The sequence below is a fragment of the Bradyrhizobium sp. USDA 4354 genome, assembly GCF_054060315.1.
This window is the reverse complement of sequence record NZ_JBSSDC010000001.1, coordinates 2,326,456-2,341,996: the sequence shown is the minus strand read 5'-3', so window position 1 is coordinate 2,341,996 and position 15,541 is coordinate 2,326,456. Positions and strand designations below refer to the sequence as shown.

Below are 15,541 nucleotides of genomic sequence, written 5' to 3'. Positions count from 1 at the left end.
TCTGATGGCATTGCTATGAAGCTCGATAAGATCGACATCAGGATTTTATGCGAACTGCAGAAGAACGGGCGCATTTCCAACGTCGAGCTCGCAGAGGCGATAAATCTTTCTCCGAGCCCGTGCCTGATGCGGGTCAAGAGGCTGCAGACGGAGGGCTTCATCACCGGCTATTCCGCCCAGGTCGATGTTGCCAAGCTCGGACAAACTCTGACGGTCTTCGCTGAAATCACACTGAAGAATCACCGGCAGATCGATTTCGCTCGCTTTCTCACGACGATCGAAAAGATCGATTCGGTCGTCGAATGCCATCTGGTTTCAGGCGGGTACGACTATCTCGTCAAGTTCATCACCGCGGGAATCAGCGAATACCAAGCGGTCATGGAACGCCTGGTCGAGATGGACATCGGTATCGACAAGTACTTCAGTTTCGTCGTGCTGAAGTCCCCGATCGTGAAATCCCATCTGCCGCTCGAAAGCATCTTCAATAGCTAAGAACAACGGCGCCGACCGGCAGCGCGGTGATTATCCCTTCATCGCCGCGCGGACGTCCTTGTCTTCGAGCGTTTGGTCCAGCGTAGTTTTTGTCCGCTCGATGATGCCGTCGATGTCGCTATCGGTGCAGCACAGCGGCGGCGCATAGCCCAGCACGCCTTGCGCGAAGGCGCGGATCACGAGACCATTGTCCCATGCGCGGTCGAAGATGCGGCGCGCCGCATCGGCTTCCGCTGGTAAGGGCGTCTTGAGCTCCTTATCGGTCACGAGCTCGATTGCAGCCAGCATGCCGCGACCGCGGACGTCGCCGACAAGCGGATGATCGGCAAGCGCGCGAAGACCTTCCAGCAGGCGATGCCCGGCCTTCCGGCCGTTCTCGAGCAAGCCGTTTTCGTAAAGGTCGAGGCACGCGAGCCCAACGGCTGCGCTGACGGGGTGAGCGGAATAGGTATAGCCGTGGCCGACGGCCGCCTTGCCCGCGCCATCGGCAATCGTGTTGTAGACGCCGTCGGACATGAGAACGGCCCCCATCGGCACGTAGCCCGAGGTCAGCCCCTTTGCCGTGGTCATGAGATCCGGCACGACGTCGTCCTCTTCACAGGCGAAGAGCGGACCGACACGGCCAAAGCCGGTGATGACCTCATCGGCGACGAACAGAATATCGTGCTCCTTGCAGACAGCATGCATGGCCTTCAGCCAGGACGGCGGCGGAACGAGGACGCCTCCTGACCCCTGCACCGGCTCGACATAGAAGGCGGCGACGCGTTCGGCGCCGAGTTCGGCAATCTTGGCCCGCAAGGCCGCGACCGACGCCGCAATGATAGCCTGGGGATGGGAACCGACAGGATTGCGATAGGCATAGTGCGAGGGGATCTTGTGTTGCCAGTTGTATGGCACCCCAAAGCCCGCATGAAAGGCGGGCAGCGCCGTCAAGCCCGCCCCTGCCGTCGACGATCCATGGTAGCCAGACTCGACGGAAATGAACTGATCCTTCTTTGGCGTCCCCTTGGCATGATAGTAGTAGCGAATGAACCGGATCGTACTGTCGACGGCATCGGAGCCGCCCAAGGTGAAATAGACATGGTTCAGATCGCCAGGCGCCAATTCAGCCAACCTGGCCGCCAGCCGGATCGCCGGGTCCGAGCCCAAACCGAAATAGCCCGTCGCATAAGGCAGCTCCTGCAGCTGCCGCGTAGCCGCTCCAACGATGCTGTCCTGTCCATAGCCGGCATTGACACACCACAGACCCGCAAAGCCGTCCAGCAATTGACGTCCCGAGACATCGGTCAGCGTCGCGCCCTTGCCTGACTTCAGCACGCGGACGCCCGTCGCCTCGTGGCTTCGATAAGAAGAGACCGGGTGAATTAGATGCGCGCGATCGAGCTCAATTAGCGAATTGCTCAACATATGGTCCTCCAGATCGGCCGCGATGTTTGTGCGAGCAGCCCGTTGTGTCCGGGCTCAACATAAGTTGCCGAAGACAGCACTTGCTCCCAGGCAGGACATGGACGGAGGGCATTTTGACTTTGATTGGGCACCACTGCGGCATCTTATGCCGGCATGGTGCGGCGACCGCATGAAGGCTAAACGAGGAGAGCCGTCGTCGCGCAACTCTCTGCCACGGCTCCGATGCGATACGACACAATCTGCTCCCGACCATCGCGACATCGGCGCTTTATCTCGTCGGCTGCTCACTATGGTGCGTGTCGTACCGGCAAGCGGTGCGAGATCGCAAGGATTGGAGCTATGGCGACATTCAGACCGAAATACATCACCTTCGACTGCTACGGCACGCTGACCAATTTCGACATGGCCGGCGCCGCGACCCGTGTCTATGGCTCGGAGCTTTCTGCCGCGGCGATGGCAAAGCTCATCAAGGACTTTTCAGCCTATCGCCTGGACGAGGTTCTCGGCTCCTGGAAACCGTACTACGAGGTCGTGCACAACGCGCTGGAGCGCGCCTGCAAGCGCAATGGTGTCGTCTTTAAACCGGAGCATGCCCAGCGCATCAATGGAGAGATCCACACGTGGGGTCCACATGCCGACGTCCCGGCTGGTCTGGCCAAGGTTGCCAAAGAGATCCCGCTGGTCATCTTGTCGAACTCCATGAAGAACCTCATCATGTCCAACGTGGAGAAGCTCGGCGCTCCCTTCCACACGGTCATCACGGCCGAGGAGACTGGCGCCTACAAGCCGCACATGAAAGGCTTCGAATACATGTTCGACAAGCTGGGCTGCGGCCCGGAAGATATCACTCACGTCTCCTCCTCGTTCCGCTACGATCTGATGACCGCCTACGATCTGGGTATCAAGAGCAAGGTATGGGTGAACCGCGGTCACGAGCCGGCGAACCCCTTCTATGAATACACCGAGGTCTCAGGCATCGGCGGCTTGGCTGCCGCAGTCGGCCTGGAGCCTCTTCGCAAAAGCGCCTGAGCGCAGTTCTTTCGGGATCTCTCGCGGCACTTCAGTAATAGAGATCTGCGCTGGCCAAGGAAAAGGGGGGCGGTTCAGCCGCCCCCTTTTCTTGTTTCAGATACAGACCCGATGGACGCTCAGTCCAGGCCGCCGACATGGAGGGCCTTGCTCTCGAGATATTCTTCTATCCCGAGCTGAGATCCCTCGCGTCCCAGTCCCGACTGTTTGACACCGCCGAAAGGCGCGACCTCCGTCGAGATCAGGCCGGTGTTCAGGCCGACCATGCCGAACTCCAGCGCTTCGGCAACACGCCAGGAGCGCTTCAGGTTTTCAGTGTAGAAATACGCCGCAAGACCGAAGGGCGTACCGTTTGCGATCGCTATCGCCTCGTCCTCCGTCTCGAACCGGAAAAGCGGCGCGACCGGCCCGAAGGTCTCCTCCGAAGCCAGGAGCATCTCAGTCGTCGCGCCACCGAGCACGAGAGGTCGGGCATACTGCCGACCTTCCGGCATCGCCTCACTCTCCGAGATGATCTTTGCGCCCTTGTCCAAGGCGTCCGTGACGTGCCGCCTGATCTTCTCGATCGCCGCGCCATTGATCATCGGCCCGATTGCGACCCCCTCTTCGGTGCCGGCGCCGACCTTCATTTTCGCGACCTTGCCGGCGAGCTTCTGTGCAAAGGCATCGTAGATGCCTGATTGCACGAGAATGCGATTGCAGCAGACGCAGGTCTGGCCGCCATTGCGGAACTTCGACGCAATCGCGCCCTCGACGGCGCGGTCGATATCGGCATCATCGAAGACGATGAATGGCGCATTGCCGCCGAGCTCGAGGCTGAGCCGCTTGATGTTGTCGGCGGCGCCTTTCATCAGCAGCGCGCCGACGCGGGTCGATCCCGTGAACGAGATCTTGCGGACGGTCTCATTGGCTGTCAGCTCTTTGCCAATGTCCGCCGGCATGCCCGTCACGATGTTGATCACGCCAGCTGGAATTCCTGCCCGCTCCGCCAGCACACCAATCGCGAGGGCCGAAAACGGTGTGAATTCAGAGGGCTTGATGACGACGGTGCAGCCCGCGGCAAGCGCAGGTGCCACTTTGCGTGTAATCATCGCGTTGGGGAAATTCCAGGGCGTAATGATCCCGCAGACGCCGACCGGCTCTTTCAAAACCAGAATGCGGCGATCGATCGTGGGTGACGGAATCGTCGATCCGTTGATCCGGCGCGCCTCTTCCGCAAACCATTTGACGAAGGAGGCCCCATAGCGGATTTCGCCGAGCGATTCCGCCAGTGGCTTGCCCTGCTCCAACGTCAGCAACAGCGCGAGGTCCTGCTCGTGGCGCCGCATGAGTTCATACCAGCGCTCCAGCAGAACGGCACGCTCCGCATGAGCCGTGGTCTTCCAATGCTTGAACGCGTCGGCCGCAGCGTTGATTGCTGCCTTGGTCTCGTCTCGGCCCATGTCAGGAATGGTGCCAAGCACTGTTTGGCTCGCAGGATCGATGACATCAACCGTCGCCTTCGCACTCGCGTCGCGCCAGTGGCCGCCGATCAGTGCCTGCTGGCGAAACAGATCCTTGTCTTTCAATGCAACCATGTATTTATTCCCTTCCTTGGGGTCAAACCGCCATCACTGCCGTTGTGTGATTGGCGAGACAAAGCCGTCTCATCCGAGAGATACAGGACCGCGCGCCGCATTTTTCATCGAGAAGGAAGCGTCCGACCACGTTGAATCCGGTCAGATGGGGCCTCGAAAGTCGATTGTTCTGGCGGTCGTTTAGTGAGGCCGCCCCTCAGTCATCGTGCTCAGTCATAGTGGGAGAGCTCAGTCATAGTGGCAGACATAGATCTTCCGCACGGTCTCGATCGTGCGCCAGACCCCGACAAAGCCCGGCTTCATCACAAAGCTATCGCCGGCGCGGAAGGTCTTCGTCTCACCACCTTTTTCCTCGATTTCGATAAGACCCGAGATGATGTGGCAGAACTCGAAGGTGGTGCCCTTGATGGAATGGGTCTCGCCGGGGGTTGCCTCCCAGACGCCCGTCAGCACTTTCTCACCCTTCGAGGCGTCCTGCGCCCAGGTCTTGAAGGACGGATTGCCCGAAATGAGCCGTTCCGGAGCTGGCACGGCCTTCTTCGGTACAAAATCCGGATTGGTGTCGATGGCAATCAGAAGTGACATGGCATCTTTCCTGTTAGTAGCCGAGCGTTCGATCGACGAGGCCGATCGGATTTCGTCCGGCGTGATGGCGCCGGATGTTCTCTATGACGGATTGCGCGGCCGTATGCGGTTGCGTCACCGACGCGATATGCGGCGTGATGATCACCCTCGGATGCGACCAGAGCGCGTGGTCTTCCGGCAGCGGCTCCGGATCGGTCACGTCGAGCATCGCTGCGGCGAGACGTCCCCTGTCGAGCGCTTCGATGAGTGCGCCCTGGTCAAGCTGCGGACCCCGGCCGACATGCAGCAGCCTTGCTCCCGCCGGCAGGAGAGAGAACAGCTGTGCGTCCAGGATGCTGCTTGTTTGCTCCGTCAGGGGCAGAAGACAGACGAGAATGTCCGTTCCTTTCAGGAAGCTGCCAAGCTGACCATCGCCGTGGAAGCAGGTGACGCTCTCGATCGTCTTGTTGCTGCGGCTCCACGCGGCAAGCGGAAATCCAAACGGCTTCAGGCGATCAATCGCAGCTTGTGCCAACATGCCAAGGCCCAGAAAGCCGACGCGCCGATCGGCCGCCTGGGGCGTTGCAAGAGCCTGCCATAGTCGTCTTCCCTGCTGCTCCCGATAGGCAAGCATCTCGCGATGGAGTGTCAGCACCCCAAGCACGACGTACTCCTGCATCATGCGTATGATGCCATCCTCGACCATGCGCACGAGCTTGACGCGGTCGGGTATGGTCTCCGGCTTGAATTGATCGGCCCCCGCACCGATGGAAAAGAGCATTTCCAGATTTCGAAAGCGCGAGACATCATCGGGCGCGTTCCAGGTTATCAGGTACCGTATCTTTTCCGGCTCGAAGCATTCGCTGGAATGATAGAATTCGAGATCAGGGAGCTCGCGCGCAAAGGCCTGCCGGAAAATAGCCGCCCGAGCAGGATCGGAATTAAAAAGGAACGCCATCGACGTGGTCCTCTCAGGTCCTCGGGATGCGGCGTGTTGAGACCGGCCTGGCCGGCCACCGCGGGCTGGAAAGGCGGCGAGCCCTCCAGCGAAGCCTTCAACGTTCACTGGGGCCCATCCTGCCTGCTGTTGCCGGCTATCGGTAGGCCGCAACCAGCAGCTTTCCCTGCTGAATCGAGTTGCACTGGCGGCGAAACATTCCGAATACCGCCTGCCGAACAGCGAAACCTGCTGGCCTTCCGCGCTATGCTGCTGCAAAAGAGGGCTTGCGCGGCACGCAGCAGAAGGCCGGCGGGGGATAGGCCGCGGGGTTTGAGTCCCGCGAAGGAATGGATGAGCTGAATGGGACGAACGGTACGCGTGAAGTCCTTTGAACTGGTGGCCAAGGACATCAACGACGTTGATGTGAAGCTGCTCCACGCGCTTTCGATCGGTGTCGGCTGGCCGCATCGTCCCAAGGACTGGGATTTCCTACGCCGCGCCGGCCACGGCATCGTCGCCGTTGATGGCATAGACCGCGTGTTCGGCAGCGCGATGTGGTTCCCTTATAGCCAGGAATTCGCGACGATTGGCTTGGTGATCACATCGCCCCGAACCCAGGCACAAGGTACTGGCCGCTGGCTCATGGAGCAGGTTTTCGAGCGGTGTGGCGACCGGAATTTGACCCTCAACTCAACCCATGCCGCCTATCACCTGTATCTGTCGCTGGGGTTCACGAAGGAAGCCACCGTATATCTGTGGCAAGGAGAACTCGTCTCACCACCTCCGCCGGTGCCGGCTCTGGCCGGTGAATTGAGCTCGCTGTCCACGGCGAACATCGGAGAGATCGCGGCACTGGATGAACGCGCGTTCGGAACTAACCGGCAGAAGCTGCTCGCATTGCTTTCTGAAGGTGCGGCAATCTCCGTCTTGCGCCGCGGCGGAGAGGCCGTCGGTTTTTCCATGAAGCGCGAATTCGGGCGCGGTCATGTGATCGGCCCGATCGTCGCCAGCAATGATTGTGACGCGATCCATCTCACCGCCGTGCATCTGAAGGATCTCGCGGGACAATTCGTCCGCGTCGATACGCGGGAGCAGACGGGTGTGTTTGCCGACTTCCTTCAACAGAGCCGCCTCGGAATGACCGATACCGTCACAACGATGTCTAAGGGCCGGCGATTCCTGAACCGAAAGGAAAATGAGCCGTGGGTGTACGGGCTAGCCGGTCACGCGTTGAGCTGAGGCTATGAAGCGAAGCTCCGTGGGGACTGGTGCCATTGGTGCTGATCGCGTCCCTACCGAGATGGGCCATGGCTACGGCAGCTAGCAGAGCGGACGATTCGCTCGCCACGCCCCCAGAGAGACGGACCCAAGCACACGATATCGTAGATTGGCGTAGCAAATCGTACAATGGCGGAGAGGCCACTCAACCATTCCCCTTCGCAGAGGACTGTAAGCTGCTGAGTAGGCGCTCGCCTGACTGCTTGCCGAGCGCTTGCTGATTTATTTTTGCGAGCTAATGCCGTGCGTCACCTTGTTGGTATTCCTGTTGGTATCGGCACCAATCTGCAGCTAAAACTACTCGGAATTCAATCGGTTATGCTACTAGGCAATTGTCGGCCAGGGGCACCACGCTTCGCCCTTCGGGCTTCGCGTGGCGCGGCCATGCTGAACCGAAGGGCGAAGCGTGTCCGGCGAAGCCTCTTGGCGTAGACGGACTGGTTCAGCAGAGTTCTATCGGTCCTCCTCCCGTAGCCATTCCCGCATCCCCCCTGTATAAACCGGTAGCTTCTTCCGTAACCCGAAGGAGCTCACATGAACGACCTGCACGCGTGGCTTTCGCAGCAACACCACGGCTTGCGGACCTTCCAGACCTTTCAGCAAAAGCTCGAGACGCTCGGCCGGGACGATCCCGCCCAGCGCGGTCTGTGCCGCCTGCTCTGCGGTGTCGTCGGCAGCTATGTCGAGGCCTTTGACGAGGCCCCGCTGCCGGTCGAGGTCGCCGCTCGCGCTTACCGGCGTCTGCTGACGCTGGTCGGCAGCCTCGATCCGAACGGAAACGCGGACCGTCGCCTCGCCGACATCAACCGCGTGGCGACCTGCGACTTGTGGCGATGATTGGCAGGATGAGCGGACACACTTCGATTTTCAAACAGCAAGACACGCCAGTGCGGCCCCGCGACGCATGACGCCCGAGTCCTGTGCTTCTCTCGACGCCCCTTCGTTGGAAAGGGCGCAGGGAAGGCCGGGCGCCGGCTGGCACCCGCGGTCCGCTGTGCGCAAATTGCGCGAAGACAGATGCACAGCGGCATACAGGGCAGCCCGGACATCCCGGCCTTTCCCTGCGCAGTGGTTTGACGGCTTATGGCGCGCTCTCCCCGGGGAGCGATGCACTATTGCCCCCATCGCCTTGCGGATAACTGATGCGCGCGCCCGGTCGGGCCGCCTCACCACCGCAAGCCTTGACGCACAGACCCCGGGCGTCAGGACCACACGCTTTTGCCGTACGGGGAACGCACCGGTCGTGTGCGCGCTGCTCAACCGCTCACGGGCCAAACCCGCCCTGCGATTGCATGCGCGCCGATGCGCTCCACGCCCACCGCCACCCGGCCCGCGCATCGTGACGATCGCGAAACGCCCCTTATCCTTGGGCCGGGATCCTTGGGCCGGGGTGAGCGACACGTACGATATTTCCGAATTTCGGTCAATCGGAATTTTGAGATTACGGCCCGGCAGCGTTTGGATAGATTCTGTTCCGGTGGGGATCCTCTTCAGCCCGAGAGCATTATACTTGCCCCATCTCCTCCTCGTCATTGCGAGCGCAGCGAAGCAATCCAGGAATGCATCCGCGGAGATAGTCTGGATTGCTTCGTCGCAAGAGCTCCTCGCAATGACGAGGAGGAGAGATTGCGTCCGGAGGCATTCGACTTCCCCGCGCCAGCCTCTATATCCTGTGGCAACCGATTTGACGCAGCGGACAACATTGATGGCCAGACGACGCACGACAGACGCGGACGCCGACGACCTTCCCCGCTATTTCGTCTGGGTCCGGGGCCTCGATGGACCCGAGCCGCAGAAATGGATGGCGATGGATTTCGGCGTCGGTGACTGGAAGCGGCCGCTCGTGCTGGCCTATCTGGAGCTGCCGGAAGACGAGCGTCATCTATCCTTGTCGGTGCTGGCCCGGCGCTATCCGCCGCCGCGGCATGATCTTTCGTGAGCCGGGCGAGGGTGTGTACTCATGACCGTCAGCTTCGCAAGAGAAAGCGAAAGTCACCCAGCTTGAGCGTGACCGGCGGCTTGTGACCCTAAACAGACTGTCTGATCGGCGATCGGCCGTGTTAGGATTTGCTTGTTGTCAACGGGGCAGCGCATGCGGCGACGAGAATTCATGGCACTCCTAGGCCGTGCAACGGCCGCTACGGCATGGCCTGTCGCGGTGGGCGCGCAGGAGCCAGCAAGGGTTCGGCGGGTCGGGTACATTGCCGGCGCCGATGAGGCTACGATGGGACATATCTTCGCGGCATTCCGGCAGCGGCTTACCGAACTGGGGTACGTCGAGGGTCGATCTATCGCGCTGGAGGTGCGCTGGGCCGAGGGACGTGTCGAGCGGCTCCCCGGGCTGGTGACCGAGCTTGTCGGTCTCAAATCGGATGTGCTGGTGGCCGGCAACAGCGTCGCTGCGATAGCGGCCAAGAAGGCTACTCAAACAATCCCCATTGTTATGGTGGCGGCCGATCCGGTTGGACTTGGCCTCGTGGAAAGTTTGGCGCGACCCGGAGGAAACGTGACGGGGCTGAGCTATTTCAATGAGGCAATGATCGCAAGGCGTCTGCAACTCCTGAAGGAGATGACGCCGGGCCTTGCGCGGATCGCGGTGATGAAGAACTCGACAGTCGCTATCCACGCCACCTTCTGGCGGACCGCTGAGGTGGCGGCACGCACTCTGGGCGTAGCGCTACAGCCTCTCGAAGTGGGACGGCCGGAGGAATTTTGATGCGGCGTTCGCCGCTGCCAGAGGAGGCAACGCCCAAGCTCTCATCGTCTTCGACGACGTTCTGACTATTGTGCATAGACCCCGGATCATTGCTCTCGCTGCCGCTCACCGACTTCCGGCCGTGTACGGACTTCGCGAGTTTCCGAAGGATGGAGGCTTAATGTCGTTCGGTGCGAGCTTCGTCGTCTTGTTCCGACGCGCCGCCACCTATGTGGACAAAATCTTGAAGGGCGCCAAGCCTGCCGATCTTCCCGTCGAGCAACCAACCACGTTCGAGCTTGTCATCAATGGCAAGACTGCGAACGCCCTTGGCCTTACCGTGCCGCCCACCTTGCTCGCCCAAGCTGACGAGGTGATCGAATGATGTCGCCTGTTGGCCCGACTCGGACATCTGGTGAGATGCCGTAGTGGGCCGGTGCCAGAGGCCGAGCGGACGTCATATGCACCCCAAGTGCAGCGCGGATTATGAGCACGCGCTCTAGCTTAGGCGCAACCCTACGATTGTCCATGCGCGCCTGACGCGGGACCAAGTTATCGCCGCCCCCATGATTATGGGTGTCACCGCGTCCACGCTGCGGTTAGACTTGCCTCGCGGCGCGGGGGACACGCGGGTGCGGGACCATGATCATGACCGAACAGGGCGAGACGGGTGAAGCCATCACCATCCTCCTCGTCGAGGACGACGCGCCGACCTGCTGGCGGCTGCAGGATGCGCTGGTCAAGGCCGGTTACGAGGTGCGGAGCGCCGGCACGCTCGCGGAGGCGCGGCAGGCCCTGAGCGGCGGCGCGCCGCGCGTGCTGCTGACCGACCTGCGGCTGCCCGACGGCCATGGCGTCGAGCTGATCCGGGAGATGAGGCAGCGCTTTCCCGACACCGAGATCATGGTGATCTCCGCGCTCGGCGACGAGGAGAGCGTGATCTCCGCGATCACGGTGGGCGCCACCGGTTATCTGCTCAAGGATGCGTTCCCCACCGACATCGCCACCACCGTGCGCGAGCTGGTCGCCGGACATTCGCCGATCTCGGCCTCGATCGCCCGTTTCATCGTGCGCAGAACACAGGGTGCCGCACAGAGTTCGGCGGAGCCGCCGCCCGGCCCCGCGCTCAACACGGCCAGGCTGACCCCGCGCGAGATCGACATCCTGTGGGGCATCGCAAAGGGCTTCAGCTATGCCGAGATCGCGAGCCATCTCGGCCTGTCCAGGCAGACCGTGCCGGGCCACATCAAGAACATCTATCGCAAGCTCGAAGTGCATACGCGCAGCGAAGCGGTGTTCGAGGCGGTGCAGCAGGGCCTGATCAAGCTGTGAGCGAGATCGCGGCGAAGGCACCGGCCAAACCCGCGCGGCGCCGGCTGCTGGCTTCGCGGCTGGTGCCCTATCTGCTGCTCCAGGCCCTGATCGCAATCGTCACCGTCCTTGGGCTTCGGCTGCTGCAACCGAGCGATCCCGAAGATTTCGCGTTAAGCGATTTTTCGGCGCGGGAGGACGGCCTGACGCGCCCCGTGACGCTGCCGCATTTCACGTCGTCGCGCTATTCGCTGGCTGACCCGCCGTTCTACACTGGCGCCTTCACGTTCCGGCGCGACGATGCGGCCTCGGGCTGGTCGGTGTTCCTGCCGCGCTTCAGCAACGCGGTGGAGGTCGCCGTCAACGGCGTCGTCGTGCTCGACTCCCGACGCGACGCCAACGCCAACCGGCCCGACCGCAACACCCCGCAGATCGCAGCCATCCCCGCTTCGCTGCTGCGCGAGGGCGCAAACGAGATCACGGTGCAGCTGTTCGTGTGGGGACCGCTCAAGGGCTTCCTCGACACCGTCTATGTCGGGCCGGATGCCGCCTTGCGCCCGGCCTATGAGACACGCACGCTGCTGTTTGTCACGCTGCCGGTGGTGTTCTCCGCCTGGCAGGCGATCCTGGCCGTCATCCTCGCGATCATGTGGCTGATGCGGCGCCACGAGCCGGTTTATGGCGTGCTGGCCGCGGCGATGGTGCTCGGTGTGGTGCAGGCGTTCGCGCCGCCGCCGGTGCCGCCGGCCACGGTATCCAGGCTCGCCGCGGTGCTTCTGGCGTCCGCTCCGATCGAGAGTGCGCTGATCGTCGTGTTCGGCGTGCTGTTCTTCGGCTGGCGCTGGCCGCGCTACGGCACGCTGCTGTTCGTGCCTGGCGTCCTCGTGTTCGTGGTCGGGCTGATCGGAGGCCCGCCACTGCCGCGCATCCTGTTCCTGGTGCTCGGCATCCCCACCGTCGGGCTCTGCCTGTTCCTGATGGCCTGCGTCACCGCAACCGCGGTGGTGCGGCGGCAGGACGCGGCGAGCTTCACGATCGGCTGCGCGGTGACCATCGTCCTGGTCTGCTGGGTCCAGGACATGCTCACGGTGCTCGAGATCGTGACCAACGACCGCATCTTCGTCTCGCGCCTGTCCTATTCGGCGATGCTGGTCGCGATCGGCGCCGGGCTGACCTGGCGCTTTGCCCGCGCGTTGAACCAGGTCGACAGCTTTGCCGGCCAGCTCGTGACGCGCGTGCGCGAAGCCGAGGAACGGCTGAAGGCGAGCTTTGCCCGCGAGGAGGAGCGCGCCCGCGCCGCGGCGCTCGCCAACGAGCGCACCCGCCTGATGCGAGACCTGCATGACGGCCTCGGCGGCCAGCTCGTGAGCATCGTGGCGCTGTCCGAGCGTGGCAGCGCGGGCGCAACCATCACGGACGCCGCCCGCGCGGCGCTGAAGGATCTGCGCCTCGTCATCGATTCCATGGATGACATCGGCGGCGACCTGATGCTCGCGCTCGGCTCCTGGCGCGAGCGCGCCACGGCCCAATTGCGGTCGCACGACATCGCGCTCGACTGGCGCGTGGCGACGCCGCAGGGCCTGCCGCTGCATCCCGAGCTCAGGCCATGGCACGTCATCCAGATCGTGCGCATCCTCGACGAGGCCGTGACCAATGCGGTCAAGCACGCGCAGGCCCGCCAGGTCGCGGTCACCATCGAGACGCATGACGGCGGCCTGGGGCCTTATGGCGTGATCAGCGTCAGGGACGACGGAAGCGGCTTTGCGCTGGCCGGCAATTGCGAGGCCGCGGGCGCGGGCCAGACCGCACGCGGCCTGCGCAACATGCGAAGCCGCGCCGCGCGCTGCGGCGCGGTGCTCGATCTGAGCTCGGATGCCTCAGGCACGCGCGTGCGGCTGCAATTGCCGCAGCGTTTTCCCGACAGCGACATGGCTGCGGGCTGAAAGGCCCCCTCCCCGAACGTGTGGGGCGCACGGAGAGAGGGGACGGGCCGGGAAATCTGCCTGCGGAGGACGGGGGTGTTCATCCGCAGGCCCCGTTGGCCCGAAGCGATGCATCAATTCAATCGAATGGAAATATCAGCGCACGCCGACGCGATTGACCGGGCCGCCGCGATTCATCGGCGTGCCAGCCCGCACCCCGACACCGGGCGCGCCGACACCGGGCGTTGCGACCGCTGCCCGCGCCACCGGCGCTCCCGGCGCGACCACCACCGCCGCAGTCGGCCGCACCACGCAGCCCTTGGGCACGCCGACGGTCTTGCAATAAACCACGGCCTGCGCCGGGCTCGTGCCCAGCGACACCATCGCCGCGCCCGCCAGGGCCATGATCGTCAGCCCGGCGCTCAGCGCTCCAGCTCTCTTCGACATCTTGCTCTCCTGCTTCCCGTCCGGCGTCCCGGTGCAATCACCAGGTCTCGCAGCCGAGGTGCAGCCTGAATGGCAAAAGTCGGCGCGCGGATACATGCCATGAAGATGGGGGTCCTGCGGCCGGGAGGACTGGCCGGTGCCATGAACATGGCATGGACCCGTGCCCGGGCCTTGCGAGATGGTCCGGCACGCGTGATCCCGGTCGGGACCAACGATGATTCCAAAGAGGTGCTTTATGAAGATTTCGGTTCTTGCCGCGCTGCTGCTCACTGCTGCCGCCCTGCCCGCTGCTGCACAGTCCGGTCCATCGGTCCAGGAGCAAATGGCCTGCCGCGGTGACGCCAGCAAATTCTGCGCCGAACATATCGGCAAACCGCCGCAGATGAATGCCTGTCTGCGCGAAAACAAGTCGAAGCTCTCGGATTCCTGCCGCAAGGTCGTTGAATCGCGCGGAGGCTAGTCGTTCATCCCTCTCCTTGAGAGAAAGACAGCGAGGGCGGCGCTCTGCCGCCCTCTCCAAAGAAGGCCGAAGCTGAGCTTCGGTCTTTTGGTCCTCAACTGAAGGCGTCGCTACTCCTGCATCATCTCGCCGCTGCCGCCGAACTCGGCCGGAAAATCCTTCAGCTTGGGCAGACCGTCGCGCATCGGCAGCACGGTCTCGGCATAGTTGACGTGGACGCCGGGCGTGAACGCGAGTGTGGGGATGGTGGCGGTGAAGACGTCGATCAGACCAAGCGGCGGATGGTTGGTCATGAGATGCCCGCCGCACTTCCTGCAATATTTGCGCTGGCTGAGCGGCGTCTTGGCGAAGGTCTCGACATTCTGGGCGCCCTCGGTGATGCGCACGGCTTCGGGCTTCCACAGGCTGAAGGCGTTGACCGGACCGCCCGACCACGAGCGGCAGGAGCGGCAATGGCAATAGCCCATCGCCTCCGGCGCCCCCGTGACCTCGACCGTGACCGCGCCGCAGAAGCAGTTTCCGACATGTTTCATTTGGACGTCTCCGTTTTTTGATGGATCGTTATCGCGCGTCAGCGCCCCGCGCGTCCTCCCTTCGGTGGACGCGCGGAACGAGGCTGAGACTATACCGACCGGCACCAGGGAATAAGCATGGAGACGCGTTGTTTGTACTGCCGGTACTCGTCGCCGAAGAGATCGACGAGATCGCTCTCCTCCAGCGCGATGCCGACGAAGATGTAGAGCGTGGTCACGGCCGCGAACAGCAGATGCCCCGCGGTCATGGTCGGCGCCGCCCAGAACGCGATGATGAAGCCGAGATAGATCGGATGGCGAACGAACTTGTAGAGCAGCGGCGTCTTGAAGCGCGGCGGCTCCATGTCCTTGCCGACGAGATGGTTGGTCACCTGAGACAGGCCGAACAACTCGAAATGGTTGATGATGAAGGTCGAGGTGAACACCAGCACCCAGCCGGCGAAGGACAGCGTGACCACCGTCACGGCAAGATCGGGGTTCTCGACCTCCCATATGACCGCGGGCAGCGGACGCCACTGCCAGAACAGGAGGAGCAATGACAGGCTCGCGAACAGCACGTACGTGCTTCGCTCGACCGGCTTGGGGACGAACTGCGTCCACCACGCCTTGAATTGCTGGCGCGCCATCACGCTGTGTTGAACCGCGAACAGCGACATCAGCAGCAGATTGATGATGACGGCACGAACGACGGGCGCTTCGGCTCCGGTGTCGATGGTCTTGGGCACCATCACCCCCATGACGAAGCCAATCGCGTAGAGAATGGTGACGAAAAACACGAGATACGCCGCAATTCCGTAAAGAAAGGCGCTGAACTTGAAAATGCGCGAGCCCGCAACCTCCGGGCCGAGGGAATGAACCTGGTGATCAAGTTGGGTCATGAAACGCT

Annotated in this window: 16 protein-coding genes and 1 pseudogene; 10 read left to right on the top strand and 7 right to left on the bottom strand. The window is 62.6% G+C overall.

Going from position 1 to position 15,541, the window contains the following annotated elements:
* The first annotated feature begins 15 nt into the window (after positions 1-15).
* The gene (locus ACVIIV_RS10940; RefSeq protein WP_456744197.1) at positions 16-492 is read left to right on the top strand and encodes an Lrp/AsnC family transcriptional regulator; all 477 of its coding nucleotides are present in this window, start codon (positions 16-18) and stop codon (positions 490-492) included.
* A 30-nt stretch (positions 493-522) separates the two neighbouring features.
* On the opposite strand, the gene ACVIIV_RS10935 is transcribed toward ACVIIV_RS10940, so the two are convergent.
* On the bottom strand, positions 523-1,899 hold the full coding sequence (locus tag ACVIIV_RS10935; RefSeq protein ID WP_456744196.1) for an aminotransferase class III-fold pyridoxal phosphate-dependent enzyme: 1,377 nt from the start codon (positions 1,897-1,899) through the stop codon (positions 523-525).
* Between the two features lie 339 nt (positions 1,900-2,238).
* On the opposite strand from ACVIIV_RS10935, the gene ACVIIV_RS10930 reads away from it, so the two are divergent.
* The gene (locus tag ACVIIV_RS10930; protein ID WP_456744195.1) at positions 2,239-2,928 is read left to right on the top strand and encodes a haloacid dehalogenase type II; all 690 of its coding nucleotides are present in this window, start codon (positions 2,239-2,241) and stop codon (positions 2,926-2,928) included.
* A 119-nt stretch (positions 2,929-3,047) separates the two neighbouring features.
* Here the strand turns inward: ACVIIV_RS10930 and ACVIIV_RS10925 are convergent, their stop codons facing one another.
* From ACVIIV_RS10925 to ACVIIV_RS10915, 3 genes are all read right to left on the bottom strand, one after another.
* Positions 3,048-4,505, bottom strand: coding sequence for an NAD-dependent succinate-semialdehyde dehydrogenase (locus ACVIIV_RS10925; RefSeq protein WP_456744194.1), 1,458 nt, complete (start codon positions 4,503-4,505; stop codon positions 3,048-3,050).
* A 228-nt stretch (positions 4,506-4,733) separates the two neighbouring features.
* Positions 4,734-5,090, bottom strand: coding sequence for a cupin domain-containing protein (locus tag ACVIIV_RS10920; RefSeq protein WP_091883472.1), 357 nt, complete (start codon positions 5,088-5,090; stop codon positions 4,734-4,736).
* A 13-nt stretch (positions 5,091-5,103) separates the two neighbouring features.
* Entirely contained in the window at positions 5,104-6,027 is a 924-nt protein-coding gene (locus ACVIIV_RS10915) for a 2-hydroxyacid dehydrogenase (protein WP_456744193.1), read from the bottom strand.
* A gap of 342 nt (positions 6,028-6,369) precedes the next feature.
* On the opposite strand from ACVIIV_RS10915, the gene ACVIIV_RS10910 reads away from it, so the two are divergent.
* The 7 genes and pseudogenes from ACVIIV_RS10910 to ACVIIV_RS10880 all read left to right on the top strand — a co-directional run bounded on the left by ACVIIV_RS10910 (position 6,370) and on the right by ACVIIV_RS10880 (position 13,236).
* The gene (locus ACVIIV_RS10910; RefSeq protein WP_456744192.1) at positions 6,370-7,248 is read left to right on the top strand and encodes a GNAT family N-acetyltransferase; all 879 of its coding nucleotides are present in this window, start codon (positions 6,370-6,372) and stop codon (positions 7,246-7,248) included.
* A gap of 573 nt (positions 7,249-7,821) precedes the next feature.
* The gene (locus ACVIIV_RS10905; protein ID WP_456744191.1) at positions 7,822-8,124 is read left to right on the top strand and encodes a hypothetical protein; all 303 of its coding nucleotides are present in this window, start codon (positions 7,822-7,824) and stop codon (positions 8,122-8,124) included.
* 868 nt (positions 8,125-8,992) lie between these two features.
* Positions 8,993-9,226 (top strand): hypothetical protein, encoded by a 234-nt coding sequence (locus ACVIIV_RS10900; RefSeq protein WP_456744190.1) that lies wholly within the window; start codon positions 8,993-8,995, stop codon positions 9,224-9,226.
* A gap of 285 nt (positions 9,227-9,511) precedes the next feature.
* Positions 9,512-10,003 carry an ABC transporter substrate-binding protein gene (locus ACVIIV_RS10895; RefSeq protein ID WP_456744189.1) on the top strand — a complete coding sequence of 164 codons (492 nt, stop codon included), beginning with the start codon at positions 9,512-9,514 and terminating at the stop codon, positions 10,001-10,003.
* Positions 10,004-10,040: 37 nt separating this feature from the next.
* Positions 10,041-10,367: pseudogene (locus tag ACVIIV_RS10890) on the top strand (ABC transporter substrate binding protein); the annotation flags it as partial.
* 263 nt (positions 10,368-10,630) lie between these two features.
* On the top strand, positions 10,631-11,314 hold the full coding sequence (locus ACVIIV_RS10885) for a response regulator (RefSeq protein WP_456748702.1): 684 nt from the start codon (positions 10,631-10,633) through the stop codon (positions 11,312-11,314).
* Complete coding sequence (locus tag ACVIIV_RS10880; protein WP_456744188.1) at positions 11,311-13,236, top strand: sensor histidine kinase; 1,926 nt, start codon at positions 11,311-11,313, stop codon at positions 13,234-13,236. The genes ACVIIV_RS10885 and ACVIIV_RS10880 overlap by 4 nt, the downstream gene beginning before the upstream one ends.
* A gap of 135 nt (positions 13,237-13,371) precedes the next feature.
* Here ACVIIV_RS10880 and ACVIIV_RS10875 read toward each other — a convergent pair whose 3' ends face one another.
* Positions 13,372-13,662 carry a hypothetical protein gene (locus ACVIIV_RS10875; protein ID WP_060737488.1) on the bottom strand — a complete coding sequence of 97 codons (291 nt, stop codon included), beginning with the start codon at positions 13,660-13,662 and terminating at the stop codon, positions 13,372-13,374.
* A 235-nt stretch (positions 13,663-13,897) separates the two neighbouring features.
* Here ACVIIV_RS10875 and ACVIIV_RS10870 point away from each other — a divergent pair, with 235 nt between their 5' ends.
* Positions 13,898-14,122, top strand: coding sequence for a hypothetical protein (locus tag ACVIIV_RS10870; protein WP_094895875.1), 225 nt, complete (start codon positions 13,898-13,900; stop codon positions 14,120-14,122).
* A 110-nt stretch (positions 14,123-14,232) separates the two neighbouring features.
* Here the strand turns inward: ACVIIV_RS10870 and ACVIIV_RS10865 are convergent, their stop codons facing one another.
* Together ACVIIV_RS10865 and mddA are read right to left on the bottom strand one after the other, a co-directional pair.
* Entirely contained in the window at positions 14,233-14,655 is a 423-nt protein-coding gene (locus ACVIIV_RS10865; RefSeq protein WP_456744187.1) for a GFA family protein, read from the bottom strand.
* Between the two features lie 89 nt (positions 14,656-14,744).
* The gene (mddA, locus tag ACVIIV_RS10860) at positions 14,745-15,533 is read right to left on the bottom strand and encodes a methanethiol S-methyltransferase (RefSeq protein WP_456744186.1); all 789 of its coding nucleotides are present in this window, start codon (positions 15,531-15,533) and stop codon (positions 14,745-14,747) included.
* Between the last annotated feature and the right edge of the window lie 8 nt (positions 15,534-15,541).